Here is a 22466-nt window from a genome sequence, read left to right as displayed (position 1 = left end):
ACATGTGTGGCATCGCAGGCACATACCGGTGGCCGGACGGGAAGGCCGTCACCGACCGGCTCACCCAGGTCCTCGCCCACCGGGGGCCGGACGGCTCCGGCCGCTACGACCACCCGGTCGGTGCGGGCGAGGTCCACCTCGGACACCGCCGGCTGGCCATCATCGACCTGTCCGAGACCGGCGCCCAGCCGATGGTCTCGGACGGTCTGGCCCTGACCTACAACGGGGAGCTGTACAACGCGCCCGATCTGCGGGCCGAGCTGGTGTCCGCCGGGGTCCGCTTCCGCGGCACCTCCGACACCGAGGTGCTGCTGGAGGCGTGGCGCCGCTGGGGCACGGACTGTCTGCCCCGGCTGCGCGGCATGTTCGCGTTCGCGGTCTTCGACGAACGCACGGGTGAGCTGGTGCTCGCCCGGGACCAGCTCGGCATCAAGCCGCTGTTCCTGCTCCGGCGCGGCGGCGGCCTGGTGTTCGCCTCCGAGCTGAAGGCGCTCGCCGCCGTGACCGGCGGATCGCTGGAGGTGGACCACGGGGCGCTGGTGGCGTCGCTGCTGTACTACTGGGTGCCGGACTCGCGCTGCGCCTACCGCGAGGCGGAGAAGCTGCCGCCGGGGAGCTGGCTGCGGTGCCGACCCGACGGCCGCACGGAGCGCGGCCGGTTCTGGAACCTCCGGGACATCGCGGCCGAGGGCCGTGAGCGGGCCCGCGCCGGTGAGCTGCCGGACCTGGCCGCCATCGTGGAGGAGTCCAACCGGCGCCATCTGCTCTCCGACGTCCCGGTGGCGACGTTCCTCTCCGGCGGTCTCGACTCCAGCTATCTGACCGCGCTCGCGGCCCGCCACCGGCCCGGGATCACCGCGTACACGATCGGGTTCCGCGCCGAGGACGCCCGGTTCGAGGCGATGCCCGACGACCTGCGCTACGCCCGGCAGGTCGCCGAACGGTTCGGGGTCGACCTGCGGGAGATCGAGATCGCCCCGCAGGTGCTCGATCTGCTGCCCCGGATGACCTACCACCTGGACGAGCCGATCGGCGATCCCGCCGCGATCAACACCTTTCTGATCTGCTCGGCCGCCCGGGAGGCCGGGACGAAGGTGATGCTCTCGGGGATGGGCGCCGACGAGCTGTTCGCCGGATACCGCAAGCACCTGGCCAATCTGCTCGCGCTGCGCTACCAGCGCGTCCCCAGGCCGCTGCGGCGCGGTCTGTCCCGGGCCGTGGACCGGCTGCCGGTCGCCACCTCCCGCCGGGGTCTGCGGTCGGTGCGGTTCGCGAAGCGGTTCCTCTCCTTCGCCGACCTGCCGGAGGAGACCGCGTTCCGGCGCAGCTACACCATGTACGACCGGGCCGAACTGCTCGATCTGGTCGATCCGGACCTGGCCGGGACGGTCGATGACGTCCTGACCGAACACGCGGACGTCTACCACGACAACGACCTCGACGACTTCGTCAACCGGATGTGTCTGGGTGACGCCCGGATGTTCCTGCCGGGCCTCAACCTCGCCTACACCGACCGGTCGAGCATGGCCGCCTCGACCGAGGTACGGGTGCCCTATGTGGACGTCGAGGTGGTCAGGGCGGCGTTCGCGGTGCCCGGCGACCGCAAGATCGCCGGACGCCAGGGCAAGGCCGTCCTCAAGGAGGCGGCCTCCTCGATCCTGCCCCGGGAGATCGTCTACCGGCCCAAGGGCCTGTTCAGCGCCCCGCTGCGGGCCTGGATGAGCCGGGATCTGGCACCGCTGGTACGCGAGGTGATCAACGACGGCGAGCTGGTGCGGTCCGGGTTCCTGCGCCGTGACGCGCTGGCCCGGCTGGCCGCCGAGGACGCCGCCGGGCAGCGGGACTTCTCCAAGCATCTGTGGCATGTGCTGACCCTGGAGTACTGGTATCGCGGCGCGACCTCTGGCTCCGGCCAGGGCCCGTCGGCCTGACAGCGTCGAAGAACGAGTGTGGGAAACAAGAGGAGCTCGGGTGAAACAGGTCGTGCAGAACTACAAGAGCGGCGAGCTGGCGCTGCTCGACGTGCCGGAGCCGGGGTGCAAGCCGGACGGTGTGCTGGTACGCAGCGCCTTCTCGCTGATCTCCACCGGGACCGAGCTCATGAAGGTGTCCGAGGCCGGGATGTCGATGCTGGGCAAGGCCCGCTCCCGGCCGGACCAGGTCGCCAAGGTGATGCAGAGCGTGGCCACCAACGGGCTGCCCGCGACCTACCGCAAGGTGATGGGCAAGCTGGACTCCTACACCCCGCTGGGCTACTCGCTCTGCGGGGTGGTCGAGCGGGTCGGCGCCGGGATCGACGATGTGGCCGTCGGTGACCTGGTGGCCTGCGCGGGCAATGAGCACGCGCTGCACGCCGAGCTGAACTGGGTGCCGAAGAACCTCTACGCCCGGGTGCCGGACGGTCTCGCGCCACGGCACGCGGCCTTCGGCACCGTCGGGTCGATCGCGTTACAGGGCGTCCGCCAGGGCGAGCCCCAGCTCGGTGAGGTGGCGCTGGTCATCGGCCTCGGGCTGATCGGCCAGCTGGTGGTGCAGCTGCTGGCCGCCTCCGGGGTCCGGGTCGTCGGGGTGGACCCCGATCCGGACCGCTGTGAGCTGGCCGCCCGGCTGGGCGCCACGGCCTGCGGCGACCCCTCCTCCGCCGCCGTGGCCGGCGCGGTCGCCGAACTCACCGACGGCCATGGGGTGGATCAGGTCTATCTGGCCGCCGGGGGCGCCAGCAACCAGCCGGTCGAGCTGGCGGCCCGGATGAGCCGGGACCGGGGCCGGGTCGTCGACATCGGCAAGTGCCGTCTGGACCTGCCGTGGAACGCGTACTACGAGAAGGAGCTGGACGTCCGGTTCTCCCGCTCCTACGGCCCCGGGCGCTATGACCCGGCGTATGAGCTGGAGGGGCGGGACTACCCGATCGGCTATGTCCGCTGGACCGAGCGGCGCAACCTGGCCTGTTTCCTCGACCTCCTGGCCCGGGGCCGGGTCGATGTGGAGCCCCTGATCTCCCATATCGCCGACTTCGAGGACGCCGTCGAGACCTACAAGCGGCTGAAGGAGGGCGATCTGAAGGCGGTGGCGGTGCTGTTCCGCTACCCCGACGGCCCCGCCCGGAGCGAGCCCGACGGCCCCGCCCGGAGTGAGCCGGCCGAGCAGCCCGAGCGGACCACAGCGACGGCGGCCCCCGCGGTGACCGTGCCCGCCGTGCGGCGCGGCGCCCAGGCATCCGCCCCGGCGCGGTCCGCCGCGCCGCGGGTGCGGCTGGCGTTCGTCGGCGCGGGCAACTACGCGACATCGATGCTGCTGCCGCATCTGACCCGGCGCGAGGGCGTCGAGCTGTCCACGGTCGTCACCACCACGGCGCTCTCCGCCGCCAACGCGCGGCGCAAGTTCGGCTTCGCCGAGGCGACCACCGATCTCGACGCCGTGCTCGGCGACCCCGCCGTCGACGCGGTGTTCGTCGTCACCCGGCACAGCTCACACGCCGAACTGACCCGCAGGGCGCTGCTGGCGGGCAAGGCGGTCTTCGTGGAGAAGCCCCTCGCGCTCACCGAGGAGGAGCTGGCCGGGGTGCTCGCGGCGGTGGAGGAGTCCGGCAACGACCGGCTCCAGGTGGGCTTCAACCGCCGGTTCGCGCCGCTGCTGACGGAGGCCAGAAAGCGCTTCGGCGCGCCGGCCGGCCCGGCGAGCGTCCGCTATCTGGTCAACGCGGGCCGGCTGGAACACGGCAGCTGGTACCTGCGGCAGGGCAGCGAGGGCACCCGGTTCGCGGGCGAGGGCGGGCACTTCATCGACACCGCGAGCTGGCTGCTGGGGGCCGACCCGGTCTCGGTGTACGCGACCGCCACGCCCGGCCAGGAGGACCTCCAGATCGTGCTGGGGTACCCGGGCGGGTCCACCGCCACCCTCAGCTATGTCACCACCGGCCCGGCCAGCTTCCCCAAGGAGACGCTGGACCTGGTCGCCGACGGCCAGGCGCTGCGGCTCGACGACTTCGTGCGCGCCTCGGTCTACGGCCGTCAGCGCTGGGTCAGCTCGCGGCTGCCCAAGGCCCGGGACAAGGGCCAGCGGGCCGAACTGGACGCGTTCCTCACGGCGGTACGGAGCGGCGGACCGATGCCGGTACCGCTGGAGTCCCTGGCCGCCACCACGGCCGCCACCCTCGCCGTACGGACCAGCCTGGTCAGTGGCGCGCCCGTGACGCTGGAGCGGGCGCGATGACCGCGAGCGCGGGGAGCGCGGCCTGGTACCTGCGGCGGCTCTCCCGGATGGGGCCGCGCGAGATCGGCGGCCGGGTGGGCGACACGGTGCGGCGGCGGCGGTGGCGGTCGGCGGTGCCCGACGGCCCGGCCGTCAGCGGCGCCCGGTTCACCGCGGTCCTGCCCGCCCAGACGATCGCCTCGGTCCCGCCGGACGCCGCGAAACGCCTGGTCGCGGCGGCGGACCGGCTGATGGACGGGCATGCGGTGTTCTTCGGGGTGGACCGCGACGACCTGGCCGACCCGGACTGGTGGTACGACCCCAAGACCGGGCGCCGGGCGCCGTCGGGGTACGCCTTCGACGTGCCCTACCGCGACGAGGACGCCGTCGGGGACATCAAGCAGATCTGGGAGCCCTCCCGGCACCAGTACCTGACCGTGCTCGCCGCCGCCTACGCGCTCACCGGGAACGAGCGGTACGCCGAGCGGGTGGCCGCGCAGCTGCGGTCCTGGTGGTCGGTGAACCCACCCCTGCTCGGGGTGCACTGGACCAGCGGCATCGAACTGGGGATCCGGCTGCTGTCCTGGGTGTGGATCCGGCGGCTGCTCGACGGCTGGCCGGGCGCGGCCGGGCTGTTCGAACAGAACCCGGTGGCCGTGCGGCAGATCTGGCACCACCAGCGCTGGCTGGCCGCCTTCCCCAGCCGGGCCTCCTCGGCCAACAACCACGTCATCGCCGAGACCGCCGGGCAGCTGGCGGCGGCCTGCGCGTTCGGGTGGTTCCCCGACTCGGCGCGCTGGCGGGCCGACGCGCTGCGGTCGCTGGAACGCCAGCTGCGGAGGAACACCTTCGGCTCCGGCCTCAACCGTGAACTCGCCACCGAGTACCACGGGCTGGTGCTGGAGCTGGGCCTGGCCGCCGTGGCCGAGGCGGACGCCGCCTCGGTGCCGGTGCCCGCGACCGTACGGCTGGTGCTGCTGCGGATGACCGACGCGCTCGCCGCCATCGTGGACGACCGGTTGCGTCCGCCGCGCCAGGGCGACGCGGACGACGGGCACGGTCTGGTCCTGGACGGCCCGGGCACCGACCGCTGGGGCTCGCTGCTGACCGCCGGGGCCGCCGTGTTCGGCGGGCTGTCCTGGTGGCCCGCCGTGACCGGCACCGATGTGCGCACCCCGCTGCTGGCCGCGCTGATCCGCCCGTACCCGCGGGAGGGAACCGCGCCCGCGGTGAGCCGCCCGGCCCACCGGCCGGACCACTTCGCCGACGCGGGCATGACCATCCTGCGCGGTCCGGCGGGGATCTGGTGCCGCTGCGACGGAGGCCCGCACGGCTTCCTCTCCATCGCCGCCCACGCCCACGCGGACGCCCTGTCCGTGGAGGTACGGCACGACGGGGTCGATGTGCTCGCCGACCCGGGGACGTACTGCTACCACGGACAGCCCGCGTGGCGGCGGTACTTCCGCTCCACCCTCGGCCACAACACCCTGCAACTGGACGAGAGCGACCAGTCCGTCTCCGGCGGGCCGTTCCTGTGGACCCGGCACGCCCGCACCCGCGTCCTGTTCGTCGACACCGGCACCGGCACCGACACCGCCTCCGGCGACGGCGTGGCCCGCTGGGCCGCCGAGCACGACGGCTATCCGGGCACCACACACCGCCGCCGGGTCGAGCTGACCGCCGCGAGCCGGGAGCTGCGCGTGGTCGACGAGGTGCGCGGCCCGGCGCGCAGCGCCCGCCTGGCGTTCCATCTGGGACCGGAGATCGCCGTGGAGCTGGCGGGGCACCGGGCGGTGCTGCGCTGGACCCGGGACGGCGAGGACCGCTCGGCCGTGCTCGACCTGCCCGGAGCACTGAGCTGGCGGGCGCACCGGGGCGAGAGCGAGCCGCCGCTGGGCTGGTACTCCGCGGGCTTCGGGCGCCGCGAACCCAGCACGACGCTGGTGGGTACGGGCACCGCCGACGGCACCGCGCTGCCGGGGGAGTTCACCACCGTACTCAGGTTCGCTGGCTAGGGGGCACCGGTGGGGGGCAGGAACGGGCGGCGGCTGGCGTTACCGATGGTGGCGCTGGCCCTGCTGGCGAGCGGCTGTGTGAGTACCCGGGGCGAGTCGGCGGGCCCGGGCGCCGCGCCGTCCCCGGCCGGGGCGCGGCCCCCGGCCCGGGTGTGCGCCGCGCCCGTGCCAGGACCGGCGGCGGCACCGGCGGGCGCGGTGACCGTCGACCCCGCCGTCGTGGGCGAACTGGCCGCGCGGACCGCCGCCAGCCCCCCGGGGACCACGTTCTGGCTCCGCCCGGGTACACATACGCTCGGACCGGACCGTTTCGCCCAGGTCGTCCCCAAGCCGGGGAACCGCTATCTGGGCGCGCCGGGCGCGGTGCTCGACGGCCGCCGGACCAACCAGTACGCCTTCGGCGGCGGCGCCCGTGATGTCACCATCCGCCATCTGACCGTGCAGGGTTTCGCCGCGCCGCACGACGAGGGCGTGGTGAACCATGACTCGGCCGACGGCTGGGTGGTCGAGCACGCGGTGATCCAGCGGAACTCCGGCGCCGGGCTGATGGCCGGGGCCCGCCAGCGGGTCCGCGCCAGCTGTCTGCGGGAGAACGGACAGTACGGGATCAACGCCTACAAGGCCGGTGACTCCATCCGCGCGCTGGTGATCGAGGGCAACGAGATCACCGGCAACAACACCGGCGACTGGGAGCGGCGGCGACCGGGCTGCGGCTGCACCGGGGGCATCAAGTTCTGGGCCGTGAACGGCGCCGACATCCGGGGCAACTGGATCCACCACAACCGGGGATCCGGCCTCTGGGCGGACACCAACAACAACGACTTCCGTATCGAGGGCAATGTGCTGGAGGCCAACGACGGCGCCGCGCTGATCTACGAGATCAGCTATAACGCGGTCATCCGGAACAACACGATCCGGCGCAACAACTGGGTCGACGGCCGCCGACACGCCGACCTCGGCGACACCTTCCCCTACGCCACCGTCTATCTCTCCGAGTCCGGTGGCGAACCACGGATCAAGGCCCGTACGGACACGCTCGACGTCTCCCGCAACCTGCTGGAGGACAACTGGTCCGGCATCACCCTGTGGGAGAACGCCGACCGGTTCTGCAACAGCCCGGCCAACACCTCCTCCGGCGACTGCACCCTGCTGGTGCCGGAGGTGAAGCGCTGCGCCCGGCCGGGGATCGCCACCGCGCCGCTGCTCGCCGACTGCCGCTGGCGGACCCAGCGGGTGGAGATCCACCACAACCGCTTCGTCCGGGACCCGGCGGTCCTCGCGTGCGCCGCGCACTGCGACCGCATGGCGGTGCTCGCCAACTACGGCACCTATCCCCCGTGGTCGCCCTACCGGGGCACCCGGGTGGCCGAGTCGATCACCCTCAAGCAGCACAACCGCTGGTACGACAACGTCTACCTCGGCTCCTGGGCCTTCGTCGTCCAGGACCAGAGCCGGGTGCTCGACTTCGCGCGGTGGCGCGCCGCGCCCTACCGGCAGGACGCGGGCAGCACCCTCGACCCACGGGCCGGTGGTTGAGATGGGCACCGCACCGGCCGTGGGGACACGGCCCGCCGGACCGCCGAAGACCGTCGGGATCGTCTGGGGCCTGCTCGTTCTCAACACCCTCGGCTCCGCCGGGGCGAAGACCATCATCACGCTGCCCCGCTCACTGATGCAGATGGTCACGATGGGCGCGCTGGTCGCCGCGTTCTCGCTGGCGCTCGCGCTCAACCTCCAGCTGCGCATCCGGGCCAGCGCCTTCGTCTTCCTGCTGACCCTGCTGCTGGTGCCGAGCGTGATCTCCAGCGCGATCCTGGAGGCCGGGTTCGGCGCGATGTTCCGCTGTGCCAGGCTCTCCCTCTTCGTCGGCACACTGTGGCTGCTCAGCCGCTGGTGGGACGGTGGCCTGACGTTCGTCCGGCACCACATCCGGCTCTACTTCGCGGTGCTGGCCACGGCCGCCGCCGGGCTGGTCATCTCGCCGGGCGCGGCCATGCCCGAGCTGTACGGCGGACGGCTGGTCGGCGCGCTGTGGCCGCTCACCCCGCCGCAGATCGGCCAGTACGCGGCGGTGATCACCGGGCTGACGGTGCTGCTCGTGCTGGGCCGCCGCACCACCAAGGGCAGCGCGGCGGTGATCATCGTGCCGACGCTGGTCCTGCTCGCGATGAGCCACACCCGCACCGCCACCGTCGCCATGCTCGTCGGGCTGGCGCTGGCGATCGGCTCGCTGCTGCTGACCAGCCCCGCCGCCCGCCGGTTCTTCGTCTGGGCGGTGGTGGTCGTGACGGTGGCGGCGGTCGGGTTCGCCTCCGCGGTGCAGGCGTGGTTCCTGCGCGGCCAGAGCCGGGAGCACTTCTCCAGCTTCACCGGCCGGGCCAATGTCTGGGACGCCCTGCTGGCGGAGCGCCGCACGACCGCCGAGAAGCTGTTCGGCGTCGGCCTGGGGGACAAGTCGTACGGCGGGCTGCCGATCGACAACAGCTGGCTCGCCGTCTATCTGGAGCAGGGCATCGTCGGCATCGTCCTGGTCGCGGCGATCATCATCGTCCTGGGCGGTCTGGCGCTGCTGCGGCCACCGTCCCTCCAGCGGGCCTGCGCCATCTTCCTGATCGCCTACTGCGCGACCTCCTCGTACACCGAGGCCGGGCTGGGTGACGCCTCGCCGTATCTGCTGCACCTGGCGCTGGCCGCCTCACTGCTGGCCACACCCGGCCCGGCGACCCCGCTCTCCTTGTCCGCGACCCCTCGACGACGTGTCCCGCGCTGGGCCCGGGACGGAAGGTGACGTCACCCATGCACGTCCTCGTAGTGCACAACCGCTACTCCTCGGCACAGCCGAGCGGGGAGAACCGGGTCGTCGACCAGGAGGCGGCGCTGCTGCGCGCCGCCGGTCACCGGGTCGACCTGTTCGAGCGGCGCAGCGACGACATCGCCGGCCGGTCCCTGCTGGGCAAGGCCAGGGTGCCGCTGCTGGTGCCCTGGAACCCGGCGGTCCGCACCGAACTCGCCGCCCGGCTGCGGGCCGAGCGGCCCGACGTGGTCCATGTCCACAACGTCTTCCCGCTGCTGTCCCCCGCCGTGCTGGCCGCCTGCGCCGACGCCGGTGTGCCCGTCGTCGCCACGCTGCACAACTACACCCAGATCTGCTCGCCCGGCACGCTGCGGCGGAACGGCCGGGCCTGCACCGAGTGCGTCGGGGGCTCGTCGCTGCCCGCCGTCCGGCACGGCTGCTACCGCGACTCCCGGCTGGCGACCGTGCCGGTCGCGGTCAGTCTCTCCGTCAACCGGCGGCGCTGGTGGTCCGGGGTGGACCGGTTCCTCTGTGTCTCCTCGGCGCAGCGCGATGTCCTGGTGGCGGGCGGGATGCCCGCCGAGCGGCTGGCGGTGAAACACAACTTCGTGCCCGACCAGGGCACCCGCAGGACCGCCCCCGGTGAGCATCTGCTCTACCTCGGCCGGCTCGCCGACGCCAAGGGCGTGGGGCTGCTGATGACCGTATGGGACGAGCTGGCCGCCGACGGCGGTGTCGGCGTACCGCTGGTGATCGCCGGATCGGGGCCGCTGGAGCGCGAGGTCGGCGCCTGGGCGGCGGGCCGGACGGATGTGCGGTACGTCGGTCTGTACGACCCGCGGGAGTGCGAACGGGCCATCGAGCGGGCGGTCGCCGTGGTGGTGCCCTCGGTGGCGCTGGAGACGTTCGGCCTGGTGGTCGTGGAGGCGATGGCGGCGGGGGTCCCGGCCGTCGCCGCCCGCCACGGCGCCTTCGTCGAACTCATCGAGGACGGCGCGAGCGGGCTGCTGCACCAGCCCGGCGACGCCGCCTCGCTCGCGCGGAGCCTGCGCGAGATCACCGCCGACCCGGACCGCAACCGGGAGCTGGGACAGGCGGCCCGGCGCCGGTACGAGCGGGGATTCAGCTCGGCCGTCGGGCTTGAGCGCCTGCTGGAGGCGTACCGCACCGCGATAGCGGGTCGGTCGGGCGGCGGGGACGGCCCGCCGCCGACAGAGCAGAGCGGGGACGGCCCGCTGACGGAGAAGAACGGTACTGGCTCGCGGCGGGACACCCGCGCGGGCAGGGATGGGGGCAGGACATGACACGATGCCGACTCTGCGGCTCGGCGGCGCTGGGGAGCGTCGTCGATCTCGGGGCGACGCCGCCGTGCGAGAGCTTTCTCGCCGCGGACCAACTGGACCTGCCGGAACCGGCGTACCCGCTGCACCTGCGGGTCTGCACCGACTGCTGGCTGGCGCAGATCCCGCCGCTGATCACCCCGGAGGAGACGTTCAAGGAGTACGCGTACTTCTCCTCGTACTCGACCTCCTGGGTGGAGCACGCGCGCACCTTCGTCGCCGACGCCGTCCAGCGGCTGGGGCTCGGCGCCGACGCGTTCGTGGTCGAGGTCGCGAGCAACGACGGCTATCTGCTGCGGCACCTGGTGGACCTGGGGGTCCGCTGCCTGGGCATCGAACCGTCGGTGAACGTCGGCGCCGCCGCGCGGGAGGCCGGTGTGCCCACGCTCACCGAGTTCCTCGACCCCGCCACCGGCACCTCCGTCCGCGCCGAACACGGCCCGGCGGACCTGGTCGTGGCGAACAACGTGTACGCGCACATCCCCGACGTCGTCGGGTTCACCCGGGGGCTGCGCGCCCTGGTCGCCGACGACGGCTGGGTCTCCATCGAGGTGCAGCACCTGCTCACCCTGATCGAGCTGAACCAGTACGACACGATCTACCACGAGCACTTCCAGTACTACACGGTCGCCTCCGCGATCAGGGCGCTGGCGAGCGGCGGACTGACCCTCGTCGATGTCGAGCTGCTGCCCACCCACGGCGGCTCCATCCGGCTCTGGGCCCGGCCCGCCGAGGTCGCCGGGGAGCCGAGCGGCCGGGTGGCCGACGTCCTGGAACGGGAGAAGGCCGCCGGGCTCCAGGAGCTGTCCGGGTACACCGAGTTCTCCGCCCGGGTCGCCACGGTCCGCCGTGATCTGCTGCGGTTCCTCATCGAGGCGGCCGAGCGCGGTGAGACGGTCGTCGGCTACGGCGCCCCGGGCAAGGGCAACACCCTGCTCAACCACTGCGGCATCCGGCCCGATCTGCTCTCGTACACGGTCGACCGCAACCCCTACAAACACGGCAGGTACACCCCCGGCACCCGGATCCCGATCCTGCCGCCCGAGCGGATCAGCGCCGACCGGCCGGACTACGTCCTGGTCCTCCCCTGGAACCTGCGGGACGAACTGGTCGAGCAGCTCTCCTTCATCGGCGCCTGGGGCGGCCGACTGGTCTTCCCCATCCCGGAACTGAGCATTGTCGAGGTCACAGCATGAAGGTCGTCCTGTTCTGCGGCGGTTACGGGCTGCGCATGCGCGCGGGCGAGTCCGACGACATGCCCAAGCCGATGGCGATGGTCGGCCCGAGGCCGCTGATCTGGCATGTCATGCGCTACTACGCGCACTTCGGGCACAAGGAGTTCATCCTCTGCCTCGGCTACGGCGCCCATCACATCAAGAACTTCTTCCTCACCTACGAGGAGACCACCTCCAACGACTTCGTCCTGGCCAACGGGCGGACCGAGCTGCTCTCCACCGATATCGCCGACTGGAAGATCACGTTCGTGCAGACCGGCATCGAGTCACCGATCGGGGAGCGGCTGCGCCGGGTGCGCCACCACCTGGACGGCGACGAGATGTTCCTCGCCAACTACGCCGATGTGCTCACCGACGCCCCGCTGCCGCGGATGATCGACCGGTTCGCCCGGCGGGACGCCGGAGCGTCGATGATGGTGGTGCCCCCGCAGTCCTCGTTCCACTGTGTGGAACTGGGCGACGACGGTCTGGTGGGCGGCATCACCCCGGTGAGCGAACTGCCGCTGTGGGAGAACGGCGGCTACTTCGTGCTCCGCCAGGAGGTCTTCGACCACATCCCGGAGGGCGGTGACCTGGTCGCCGACGGATGCGCCCAGCTCGCCAAGCGCGGCCGGCTGGTGGCACAGCGGCACCACGGCTTCTGGAAGCCCACCGACACCGTGAAGGAGCGGGCCGCGCTCGACACCGCCTACGCCCGGGGCGAGCGCCCGTGGGCCGTCTGGGAGCGGGACGGCGTGACGGCCGGGGGGAGCGGCGCCCCGGTGAGGACCGCGTGATCCGGCTCCGGGGCGAACGGCTGGAGCGGGTCGTGGCGCTCGGCGCGCACTGCGACGACATCGCCATCGGCGCGGGCGGCACCCTGCTGACGCTCTGCCAGGCACACCCGGGAGTGCGGGTCGACGCGCTCGTGCTCTCCGGCGGTGGCGGCGAGCGGGAACTGGAGGAACGGGCCGCGCTCACCGACTTCTGCCCCGGTGCCGAGCTGCGGCTGACCGTGCTCAAGCTGCCCGACGCCCGGCTGCCCGCGCACTGGGAGGAGGCCAAGAACGCGATCGACGAGCTGAGCGCGCGGACCGGGCCCGATCTCGTGCTGGCCCCGCGCACCGACGACGCCCACCAGGACCACCGCGGTCTGGCGACGCTGGTGCCCACCGCGTTCCGCGACCACCTCACGCTCGGCTACGAGATCGTCAAATGGGACGGCGACCTCGGCCGCCCGAACGCGTACCAGCCGCTGACACCGCGGACCGCCGAACGGAAGGTAGCGCTCCTTCACGAGCACTACCCCTCCCAGCGACACCGGCCCTGGTACGACCGCGAAGCCTTCCTGGGGCTGGCGCGGATCCGCGGTATCGAGTGCAACGCCCGCTACGCCGAGGCGTTCACCACCACCAAACTCACTCTCGACCTGGGGGAATGAACTGTGCGCGTGCTGCTGACCGGACACCAGGGCTACCTGGGCACCGTGATGGCCCCGGTCCTCACGGCCGCCGGGCACGAGGTCACCGGGCTGGACGCCGGACTCTTCGCCGACTGTGTGCTGGGCCCGCCGCCCGTGGACCCGCCGGGGCACCGGGTGGACCTGCGCGACATCACCGCCGACCAGGTGGCCGGGGTCGACGCCGTGATCCATCTCGCCGCGCTCTCCAACGACCCGCTGGGAGCGCTGGCGCCCGACCTCACCTACGACATCAACCACCACGCGTCCGTGAAGCTGGCCCGGCTGGCCCGCGACGCCGGGGTCAAGCGGTTCCTGTACGCGTCGACCTGCTCCGTCTACGGCGCCGCGGGCGGTGACGACCTGGTGACCGAGGACGCCCCGCTGCGCCCGGTGACACCGTACGCCGAGTCCAAGGTGCGGGTGGAGGACGATCTGCGCGCCCTGGCCGACGGCGACTTCAGCCCGGTGTACCTGCGCAACGCCACCGCCTTCGGCTACTCGCCCCGGCTGCGCGCCGACATCGTGCTGAACAACCTGGTGGGCCACGCCCTCCTCTCCGGCGAGGTGCTGGTGCTCTCCGACGGCACCCCCTGGCGCCCGCTGGTGCACGCCGCCGACATCGCGGGGGCCTTCGCGGCGGCCCTGGCCGCGCCCCGGGAGGCGGTGCACGACCGGGCGTTCAACATCGGCAGCGAGACCAACAACGTCACCGTCGCCGAGATCGCCGCACAGGTCGCCGAGGCGGTCACCGGCTCCCGGGTGGTGATCACCGGGGAGACCGGCGCCGACCCCCGCTCCTACCGGGTGGACTTCTCCCGGTTCCGCGCCGCGATACCCGGCTTCGCCTGCGCGTGGACGGTCAAGCGGGGCGCGCTGGAACTCGCCGACGCCTACCGCGAGCACGGGCTGACCCGGGCGGACTTCGAGCGCCGCTTCACCCGGCTGGCCGTGCTGCGCGCGGCGTCCGAGGCCGGTGCCGTCGACGAGACCCTGCGGTGGCGCCGGTGACCACGGACGGCCAGCGGATGCACGAACTGGTGGAGCGGCTCTACCCGCTCTGCCGGAGCATCACGGGCGACGGGGTGCGCGCCACCCTGGACATCGTCGGCGAGTACCTCCCGCTCCAGCGGCACGAGGTGCCGACCGGGACACCGGTGCTGGACTGGACGGTGCCCCAGGAGTGGAACATCCGCGACGCCTACATCGCGGACGCCGCCGGACACCGGGTGGTCGACTTCGCCGCCTCCAGCCTGCATGTCCTCGGCTACAGCGTGCCGGTGTCGGCGACCATGCCCCTCTCCGAGCTGCGCGGACATCTGCACACCCTGCCGGAGCACCCGTCCTGGGTGCCCTACCGCACCAGCTACTACGAGCCCCGGTGGGGGTTCTGCCTCGCCCAGGAGACCCTCGACGCGCTGCCGGAAGGCGAGTACGAGGTACGCGTCGACTCCACCCTCGCCGACGGCCACCTCAGCTACGCCGAGCACATTGTCCCCGGGCAGGTCGCCGACGAGGTGATCGTCTCCTGCCATGTCTGCCATCCGTCGCTGGCCAACGACAACCTGGCCGGGGTCGCGGTGGCGACGTTCCTGGCGCGGGCGCTGGCCCGGGAGCGGCCCTGGTACACCTACCGGTTCCTGTTCGCGCCCGGCACCATCGGGGCGATCACCTGGCTGGCCCGCAACGCGGAGCGGATCGAACGCGTGCGGCACGGGCTGGTGCTGGCCTGCGCGGGCGACACGGGCTCGCTGACGTACAAGCGCAGCAGGCGCGGTGACGCCGGGATCGACCGGGTGATGGCGCATGTGCTGGCCGCCTCCGGCCGCCCGCACCGGATCACCGAGTTCACTCCGTACGGCTATGACGAGCGGCAGTTCTGCTCGCCCGGGTTCGACCTCGGCGTCGGCTCGCTCAGCCGGACCCCGTACGCCGGATACCCCGAATATCACACCTCGGCGGACAATCCGGACTTCGTCTCCCCGGAGGCGATGGCGGACACCCTCGCCGTCTGCCGTGAGGCGTTCTCCGTACTGGACCGCGACCGGCGGTACCGCAACCTCAGCCCGTACGGCGAACCCCAGCTGGGACGGCGCGGGCTGTACGACGCGATCGGGGGCCGCAGCGACGCGAAGCAGGCGCAGATGGCGATGCTCTGGGTGCTCAGCCGCTCCGACGGCGACCACGGTCTGCTCGATATCGCCGAGCGGTCCGGGCTGCCGTTCGACACCGTCGCCGCCGCGGCCGACGCCCTGGCCGCCGCCGGGCTGATCAAGGCGTGACGCCGATGACCACCGGGAGAAGGGAACCGGAGACCACAGCGCCACCGGCGGACCGGCCCACCGCCCGGCGGGCCCTCGTCGGCCGGATGTCCTGGGGCCTGGCCGACCAGGCGGTGTGCAGCCTGACCAACTTCGCGCTGGGGGTCTATGTGGCCCGCTCCCTGGGACTCGCCGCGTTCGGCGTGTTCAGCCTGGCGTGGGTCACCTACGGCGTGGTGCTCGGCGTCTCCCGGGGGCTCGCCACCGACCCGCTGGTGGTGCGCTTCAGCGGGGTGCCGGTCCCGGCCTGGCGCGCGGCGGCGGCCCGGTCCACCGGCACCGCGCTCGGCGTCGGTCTCACCGTCGGCGCGGTCTCCCTGGTGGCCGGGCTCGCGCTGGGCGGGAGCGTGGGGCCCGCGTTCGCCGCGCTCGGCGTCATCCTGCCCGCGCTGCTGCTCCAGGACGCCTGGCGGTTCTCGTTCTTCGCCGCGGGCACCGGGCGCAAGGCGTTCACCAATGACCTCCTGGGCGCCGTCGGGCTCATCCCGGCCATGGTGGTGGCGGCACGGGCGGGCAGTGTGGCCGCGTTCGTGCTCGCCTGGGGCGCGGCCGCGGCGGTGGCCGCCGGATACGGCTGCCTCCAGTCCGGCATCCGGCCCCGGCTCACCGGCGCGCGCGGCTGGCTCCGCGACCAGCGCGACCTCGGCTCCCGGTATCTGGTCGAGAACGTCGGTGTCAGCGGCGCGGCCCAGCTGAGGGCGTACGGGCTCGGCGCCATCGTCGGCGTCAGCGCGGTGGGCGTGGTCCGGGGCGCCGAGCTGCTGCTCGGCCCGTTCCTCGCCGTACTGATGGGACTGTCCCTGGTCACCGTCGCGGAGGCGGCGCGGGTGCTGCGGCGGGCCCCGCACCGGCTGCGCCTCTTCTGTCTGCTGCTCGGCGGCGGGCAGGCGGCCGCCGCGCTGCTCTGGGGCGCGGCGCTGCTGCTGGTCCCGGACCGGGCCGGTGAACTCGTCCTCGGCGATGTCTGGCGCTCCGCCTCGGAGCTGATCGTCCCGGCCACGCTGGGCGTCGCGGGCGCCAGCCTCGGCGTCGGCGCGGCGGTCGGTCTGCGCGCCCTCGCCGCGGCCCGGCGCGGCCTGCGCTGCCAGCTCTTCGCCTCCGTCTGCTATGTCGGCGGCGGGCTCGGCGGGGCGGCCCTGGGCGGAACGGTCGGCTCGGCCTGGGGCGTGGCCGCCGCGACCGTCTGCGGTTCGGCCGTGTGGTGGCTGAACCTGCGGCCCGCCCTGCGCGAACACCGCCCCTCCGCGCCCGAGGTGCCCTGATGTCCATCGACGTTCCGCCGACGTTCCGTGAAGTTCGGCCACGTGCGGCTCAGGAGAGCCACGTGCGGCCACGTACAGCGAAGTGCAGCCACGTACAGCCAGGTACAGCGAAGTCCAGCCAGGTACAGCGACGTTCTGTGCAGTTCCGTGAAGTGAGGACACCATGACCGCCCAACCCCGCGCGCCTCGCTCCTCCGGGGTACCCCGGCTGAGCATCGGCCTGCCCGTCTACAACGGCGAGGAGTACCTCGCCGAGTCGCTCGACGCCCTTCTCGGCCAGACCTACGAGGACTTCGAGCTCGTCATCTCCGACAACGCCTCGACCGACGGAACCCAGGACATCTGCCGCCGCTACGCGGCGCGCGACGCGCGTATCCGCTACCTCCGGCTGTCCCGCAACGTGGGTGCCGCCCCGAACCACAACTATGTCTTCACTCAGTGCCGTGGTGAACTCTTCAAGTGGGCCTCGCACGACGACCTGTACGCCCGGGACCTGCTGCGGCGCTGTGTGGACGCGCTGGACGAGCGGCCGGAGGTGATCCTCGCCCACTCCGACCAGGCGGTCATCGACGGCGACGGCCAGGTGAAGGTCCCCTACGAGTACGGGCTCGCCACCGCCTCACCGCACGCGCCCGAACGCTTCCGCAGCATGCTCTTCGAACCCGGCGGCGACGACTTCTACGGGGTGATGCGCGCCGATGTGCTGCGCCGGGTGAAACCGCACGACAGCTACCACCACGCCGACCGCACCTTCGTCGCCGAGATCGGCCTCAACGGCCCCTTCCACCAGGTGCCGGAACTGCTCTACTTCCGCCGCGACCACCCCACCCGCGCCGAGCGCGCCAACCCGGACAAACGCTCCCGGTGCGTCAACCTGGACCCGCGCCGCGCGGGCCCGCTGCACCCGACGCCCCGGCTGCTCGCCGAGTACGTCTGGGGCTTCGTCGCCGCGATCCGGCGGGCGCCGCTCTCCCCGGCCGACCGGCGCGCGTGCTACCGGCATCTGGCCGCGTGGATGACCAGCCGGGCCCGCGGTGAGGGCGAGCGGGTCGAGGACCGCGCCCCGGTCGACCCGGCCCGGCTCACCGTCTCCGTCGACGCCCTCGTCGCGGGCCGCGAGGGGAGGCGGGCATGACGCGTACGGACGGGACCCCGGTCCGGGTCGGGGTCTTCGGCCTGCTCGGCTCCGGCAACCTCGGCAACGACGGCTCGTTCGAGGCCCTCCTCGGCTACCTCCGCACCGCGCACCCGGACGCCGCCGTGGACGCGCTGTGCGGCGGACCCGAGACCGTCACGGCCCGCTACGGGATCCCCGCGACCCGGCTGCACTGGTACCGGGGCGAGTACCGGACCGCGTCGCGCGCGGGCGCCATCGCGGGCAAGGCCCTCGGCAAACTCGTCGACGCCGCCCGCACCGCCGCCTGGGTGCGACGGCACGATGTGGTGATCGTGCCGGGCATGGGCGTGCTGGAGGCCACGCTGCCGCTGCGGCCCTGGGGCTTCCCGTACGCGCTGTTCCTGCTCAGCGCCAGCGGGCGGCTGTTCGGCACCCGGGTCGCGCTGGTCAGCGTCGGCGCCGCCGAGATCGGCCGCCGCTCCACCCGGGCCCTGGTGCGCTGGTCGGCACGGCTGGCCACGTACCGCTCCTACCGTGACTCCCTCTCCCGGGACGCGATGCGGGCGATGGGGGTGGACACCGCGCGGGACGAGGTCTACCCGGATCTCGCGTTCGCCCTGCCCACGCCGGAGGCGACCGCGCCCGGGGACGCGCCCGGCCCGGTCTGTGTCGGCGTGATGGCCTTCCACGGCGGTGACGACGACCGCGCGCGGGCCGGGGAGATCCACCGGCGCTATCTCGACGGGACCACCCGTTTCGTCCGGGCGCTGGCCGAGGAGGGCCGGCCGGTGCGGCTGCTCACCGGCGACGGGGTCGACGCGCCGGTGGTCGCCGCGATCCTCGACGCGGTGGACTCGCCGCTGGTCACCGCCGCGGAGACGGCCTCGCTGGCCGATCTGATGGCGGAGATGGCCGCCGCCGACGCCGTGGTGGCGACCCGCTACCACAATCTGGTCTGCGCGCTGAAGGTCGGCACACCGACGCTCGCCCTCAGCTACGCGGCGAAGAGCGACGCCCTCATGGCCCGGATGGGTCTGGACGCCTACCGCCACCCGGCCCGCGCGGTCGACGCCGACCGGCTGCTGGAGCAGTTCCGGGCGCTGGAGGAGCGCGCGGCACCGCTGCGGCGGGTCCTCGCCGAGCGGAACCAGGACGCCGCCCGCGGCCTTGAGCACCAGTTCTCCGCCCTGACCGCGGCTGTGTTTCCCGCGGTCCCCGCGGTCCCGGCGGCCGCCCGTACCCACGCCCTGAGGGAGGCCCGATGAAGGCGACCATCGTCCCGGAGATCACCGGCGCGTATGTGTTCCAGCCGACGCCGTACGCCGACGAGCGCGGCTTCTTCAGCCGCACCTTCGACGCCGACGTGGTCCGCTCGGTCGGCCTCGACCCGGACGCCTTCATCCAGGACAGCGTCTCCCGCTCGGGCCGCGGGGTGCTGCGCGGACTGCATCTGCGCTCCGGGGCGGGCGAGGCCAAGCTGGTGCGCTGCTCGTACGGGAGGGTCTTCGACGTCATCGTGGATCTGCGGCCGGACTCGCCGACCTACCGCGAACGGGCCTTCTTCGAACTCTCCGACGAGACACAGCTGACCCTGTACGTCCCGGCGGGGTGCGCCCACGGCTTCCAGGCGCTGACCGCGCCCGCCGACGTCTCCTACCGGATCGACCGGCCGCACGATCCGGCCGAGGACGTGACGATCGCCTACGACGACCCGGAACTCAACATTCCGTGGCCGCTGCCGGTCACCTCGATGTCCCGGCGGGACCGCGAGGCGCCGAGCCTGGCCCAGGCCCTGAAGCACGAGGGGAGGTGACGCGGGGCCATGACCACCGAAGACGGCGGCGAGTTCCTCCTGCCCCGGTCGCGACGGGCGAACGAACGGCTGCACGCCCTGATCCCCGGGGGCGCGCACACCTACGCCAAGGGCGACGACCAGTACCCCGAGCAGCTGGCCCCGGTCATCAGCCACGGCCGCGGCGCCCATGTGTGGGACGTCGACGGCAACCGCTATGTCGAGTACGGCTCCGGCCTGCGCTCGGTCAGCCTCGGCCATGCCCACCCCCGGGTGAACGAGGCGGTACGGCGGGAGATCGACCGCGGCGGCAACTTCGTGCGGCCGTCCGTCGTGGAGATCCAGGCGGCGGAGCGGTTCCTGGCCACCGTGCCGACCGCCGAGATGGTGAAGTTCGCCAAGAACGGCTCCGATGTCACCACCGCCGCCGTACGGCTGGCCCGGGCCGTCACCGGACGCCCCAGGGTGGCCATCTGCGGCGACCACCCGTTCTTCTCCGTCGACGACTGGTTCATCGGCACCACGCCGATGTCCGCCGGGATCCCGGCGGAGACCGGCGGGCTCACCGTGGCGTTCCCGTACGGTGACCTGGCCGCCACGGAGGAACTCCTCACCCGGTACCCGGACGAGATCGCCTGTCTGATCCTGGAACCCGCCACCCACACCGAGCCCCCGCCCGGATATCTCGCCGGGCTGCGCCGGCTGGCCGACCGCCACGGCTGTCTGCTGGTCTTCGACGAGATGATCACCGGCCTGCGCTGGTCCGAGGCGGGTGCCCAGGGCCTGTACGGAGTCGTCCCCGACCTCTCCACGTTCGGCAAGGCGCTGGGCAACGGGTTCGCCGTCGCCGCGCTGGCCGGACGCCGTGACCTCATGGAGCGGGGCGGACTGCGCCACGGTGGCGACCGGGTCTTCCTGCTCTCCACCACGCACGGCGCGGAGACCCACGCGCTGGCCGCCGCGATGGCCGTACAGACCACCTACACCGAGGAGGGCGTCACCGCGCGGCTGCACGCCCTCGGCGAGCGGCTGGCCGCCGGGGTCCGCTCGGCGGCGGCCAGCATGGGCGTCGGCGACCATGTCGTCGTCCGGGGCCGGGCCAGCAATCTGGTCTATGCCACCCTCGACGAGCACGGGCGCCCGTCCCAGGAGTACCGCACCCTGTTGCTGCGCCAGCTCCTGGCGGGCGGGGTGCTCGCGCCGTCCTTCGTGGTGAGCGCCGCGCTCGATGACGCCGATATCGACCACACCGTCGACACGGTCGCCCAGGCGTGCGCGGTGTACCGCAAGGCGCTGGACGCCGCCGACCCCACTCCCTGGCTGGGCGGACGGCCGGTGAAGCCCGTCTTCCGGCGCCTTGTGTGAGGTCACGTCAGGTGCCTCGGGTGCGGTGGTGTCAGCCGTCGCGCCCGAGGTGACGCCAGTCGTCGCGGCGGCGGCGCCGTCCCCTCCGGGGTGACCTCAGCGGTACCGCTCCCGCAGGGTCCCGGCGGTCCGGTCGACCAGCCACGCGGACACCGGTACCGCCGCCAGCGCCACACACCAGCCGCCGAGGGTGTCGGTCGGGTAGTGCGCGCCCAGCGCCACCTGCGCCCAGCCCATGGCGGCGCCCGCCACCAGCGCCGTGGCGAGTACGAGGGAGACGGCGGCCATCCCGCCGAGGCCGCGGCGCCCGATCGCGAGCAGCGCCACCGTGACGGCGAACGCGGTGAGGAAGCCGGTGTGCCCGCTGGGGTACGAGAGGTGCTCGCCGTGGATGGTGCGTCCCGCCAGGGGTTTGACCATCGTGGTCGTCGCCACGGTCAACCCGGTGGCGACCACGATGAGCACCGCCGCGCGGGGCCACCGCCGCACCAGACAGCCCGTCACGGCGGCCGCGACCAGCGCGGCCGCTCCGGCGGGCTCCCCCAGGAAGTCGATGGCGAGGGCGACCCGCCGCCAGGGCGCCCGCACCCCGTCCACCGACGACTGGATCCACGCGTCCACCGTCCCGGGCCCGCTGTGACCGGCGTACCGGAACCCGAGGACCAGGACCGTCAGCGCGGCGAGGGCCGCGATCAGACCGAGCCACGCGCGCGGTGCCGCAGGCAGTACCGCGGACTTCGGCGGCCCGCCAACCGGACTGTCCGGACTGTCCTGACCGTCCGGCTCGTCCGGTCTGGTCGGTCCGGTCGGTCCCCGGTGGTCCGCCCCGGGGCGGGGACCGTGCTCCCGGGGCGCGAGCCGGTCCGCTCCGGTCATATGACCGAGGGCCATGGAACCCCGGTCGGCATGGCTCTTCGGCTTTGGCCGGCGCGAACTTCCCACCCACGAACCCCCGTCGTGTCCGAACCCGGCCGTGGGGGAGCCGTCGGGCTCCACGGGCCCTGAACGAGCCGGTCCGCCCCCTGACGTCGGCCCAGGGCATCGGAATCGGCCTCTTCCGGCCACCCTAGCCAAGGACCGGGCGCGGTGTACGGCCGTCGGGCGTTCCCCGTCGCCACGACCGTCCGACCCGCCTTCTGGCCACGGTCTTTCCACCCGCTTCCGGCCGCCCTCCGGGCGTGGCCGTCCGCCGTTCTCCTCCGGCCACGGGCTCGGTCAGTGTCTTCGCTGGGGTGGGGGAGGCGGCTGGGGCACCAGGGAGGCCGGTCGCGCTGGCCGACCGGCATGTTCTGCCCCGCACTTTGCCCTTGGCGGCCTTTCCCCGCCGCCCGGCAGTCGGATAGACGTGATGATCCAGGCATCCGTGGCGGTGGTGACGCCGGACCGTGGACGCACGGCACACCGGTCAAGATCCCCCACGGCATACACGGTATTCATGGCATGCACGACACCCACGGCGCCCGTGCCGCCCTCGTCACGGGCCTTACGCACACCTCTACGGGGGATGACGTCCAACGGGAAGGCGCATGGCGATACGTCGAGCGGAGGCGGCGGCCGAACTCCGGCCCACCGCGGCACAACGTGATCATCCAGAAG

At 73.0% G+C, this 22466-nt stretch carries 17 protein-coding genes; 16 read left to right on the top strand and 1 reads right to left on the bottom strand.

What is annotated here, in order from left to right; translation table 11 throughout:
- Nucleotides 1-2 precede the first annotated feature (2 nt).
- The 16 genes from asnB to ACFVIM_RS04490 all read left to right on the top strand — a co-directional run bounded on the left by asnB (nt 3) and on the right by ACFVIM_RS04490 (nt 20870).
- Nucleotides 3-1931 carry an asparagine synthase (glutamine-hydrolyzing) gene (gene asnB, locus ACFVIM_RS04565; protein ID WP_384298341.1) on the top strand — a complete coding sequence of 643 codons (1929 nt, stop codon included), beginning with the start codon at nt 3-5 and terminating at the stop codon, nt 1929-1931.
- 40 nt (nt 1932-1971) lie between these two features.
- Complete coding sequence (locus ACFVIM_RS04560) at nt 1972-4212, top strand: bi-domain-containing oxidoreductase (RefSeq protein WP_384298338.1); 2241 nt, start codon at nt 1972-1974, stop codon at nt 4210-4212.
- Nucleotides 4209-6206 carry an alginate lyase family protein gene (locus tag ACFVIM_RS04555; protein ID WP_384298335.1) on the top strand — a complete coding sequence of 666 codons (1998 nt, stop codon included), beginning with the start codon at nt 4209-4211 and terminating at the stop codon, nt 6204-6206. The genes ACFVIM_RS04560 and ACFVIM_RS04555 overlap by 4 nt, the downstream gene beginning before the upstream one ends.
- A gap of 45 nt (nt 6207-6251) precedes the next feature.
- Entirely contained in the window at nt 6252-7742 is a 1491-nt protein-coding gene (locus ACFVIM_RS04550; RefSeq protein WP_384298424.1) for a right-handed parallel beta-helix repeat-containing protein, read from the top strand.
- Nucleotide 7743: 1 nt separating this feature from the next.
- Nucleotides 7744-8994 carry an O-antigen ligase domain-containing protein gene (locus tag ACFVIM_RS04545; protein WP_384298333.1) on the top strand — a complete coding sequence of 417 codons (1251 nt, stop codon included), beginning with the start codon at nt 7744-7746 and terminating at the stop codon, nt 8992-8994.
- Nucleotides 8995-9002: 8 nt separating this feature from the next.
- Nucleotides 9003-10304 carry a glycosyltransferase family 4 protein gene (locus ACFVIM_RS04540; protein ID WP_384298331.1) on the top strand — a complete coding sequence of 434 codons (1302 nt, stop codon included), beginning with the start codon at nt 9003-9005 and terminating at the stop codon, nt 10302-10304.
- Complete coding sequence (locus tag ACFVIM_RS04535; RefSeq protein WP_384298328.1) at nt 10301-11536, top strand: class I SAM-dependent methyltransferase; 1236 nt, start codon at nt 10301-10303, stop codon at nt 11534-11536. The genes ACFVIM_RS04540 and ACFVIM_RS04535 overlap by 4 nt, the downstream gene beginning before the upstream one ends.
- A complete protein-coding gene (locus ACFVIM_RS04530; RefSeq protein WP_384298327.1) occupies nt 11533-12351 on the top strand; it encodes a glucose-1-phosphate cytidylyltransferase in 819 nt (272 codons plus the stop codon). Before ACFVIM_RS04535 ends, ACFVIM_RS04530 begins: the two co-directional genes overlap by 4 nt.
- Nucleotides 12348-12995 carry a PIG-L deacetylase family protein gene (locus ACFVIM_RS04525; RefSeq protein WP_384298325.1) on the top strand — a complete coding sequence of 216 codons (648 nt, stop codon included), beginning with the start codon at nt 12348-12350 and terminating at the stop codon, nt 12993-12995. Before ACFVIM_RS04530 ends, ACFVIM_RS04525 begins: the two co-directional genes overlap by 4 nt.
- Nucleotides 12996-12998: 3 nt before the next feature.
- A complete protein-coding gene (locus tag ACFVIM_RS04520) occupies nt 12999-14024 on the top strand; it encodes an NAD-dependent epimerase/dehydratase family protein (RefSeq protein WP_384298322.1) in 1026 nt (341 codons plus the stop codon).
- A gap of 17 nt (nt 14025-14041) precedes the next feature.
- Complete coding sequence (locus ACFVIM_RS04515) at nt 14042-15295, top strand: DUF4910 domain-containing protein (RefSeq protein WP_384298421.1); 1254 nt, start codon at nt 14042-14044, stop codon at nt 15293-15295.
- 5 nt (nt 15296-15300) lie between these two features.
- Nucleotides 15301-16596, top strand: coding sequence for a hypothetical protein (locus ACFVIM_RS04510; protein WP_384298321.1), 1296 nt, complete (start codon nt 15301-15303; stop codon nt 16594-16596).
- Nucleotides 16597-16759: 163 nt separating this feature from the next.
- A complete protein-coding gene (locus tag ACFVIM_RS04505; RefSeq protein ID WP_384298319.1) occupies nt 16760-17731 on the top strand; it encodes a glycosyltransferase family 2 protein in 972 nt (323 codons plus the stop codon).
- Entirely contained in the window at nt 17728-18978 is a 1251-nt protein-coding gene (locus ACFVIM_RS04500) for a polysaccharide pyruvyl transferase family protein (RefSeq protein ID WP_384298316.1), read from the top strand. The genes ACFVIM_RS04505 and ACFVIM_RS04500 overlap by 4 nt, the downstream gene beginning before the upstream one ends.
- Nucleotides 18975-19526 carry a dTDP-4-dehydrorhamnose 3,5-epimerase family protein gene (locus tag ACFVIM_RS04495; RefSeq protein WP_384298314.1) on the top strand — a complete coding sequence of 184 codons (552 nt, stop codon included), beginning with the start codon at nt 18975-18977 and terminating at the stop codon, nt 19524-19526. Before ACFVIM_RS04500 ends, ACFVIM_RS04495 begins: the two co-directional genes overlap by 4 nt.
- A gap of 9 nt (nt 19527-19535) precedes the next feature.
- A complete protein-coding gene (locus ACFVIM_RS04490) occupies nt 19536-20870 on the top strand; it encodes a glutamate-1-semialdehyde 2,1-aminomutase (protein WP_384298311.1) in 1335 nt (444 codons plus the stop codon).
- A gap of 96 nt (nt 20871-20966) precedes the next feature.
- Here the strand turns inward: ACFVIM_RS04490 and ACFVIM_RS04485 are convergent, their stop codons facing one another.
- Nucleotides 20967-21746, bottom strand: a complete 780-nt coding sequence (locus ACFVIM_RS04485) for a phosphatase PAP2 family protein (protein ID WP_384298308.1) — start codon at nt 21744-21746, stop codon at nt 20967-20969.
- Nucleotides 21747-22466 lie beyond the last annotated feature (720 nt).

Source organism: Streptomyces sp. NPDC057638, assembly GCF_042800315.1.
Lineage (GTDB): Bacteria > Actinomycetota > Actinomycetes > Streptomycetales > Streptomycetaceae > Streptomyces.
Note: the sequence above shows the minus strand (reverse complement) of the source record. Positions and strands in the feature narration are given on the sequence as shown.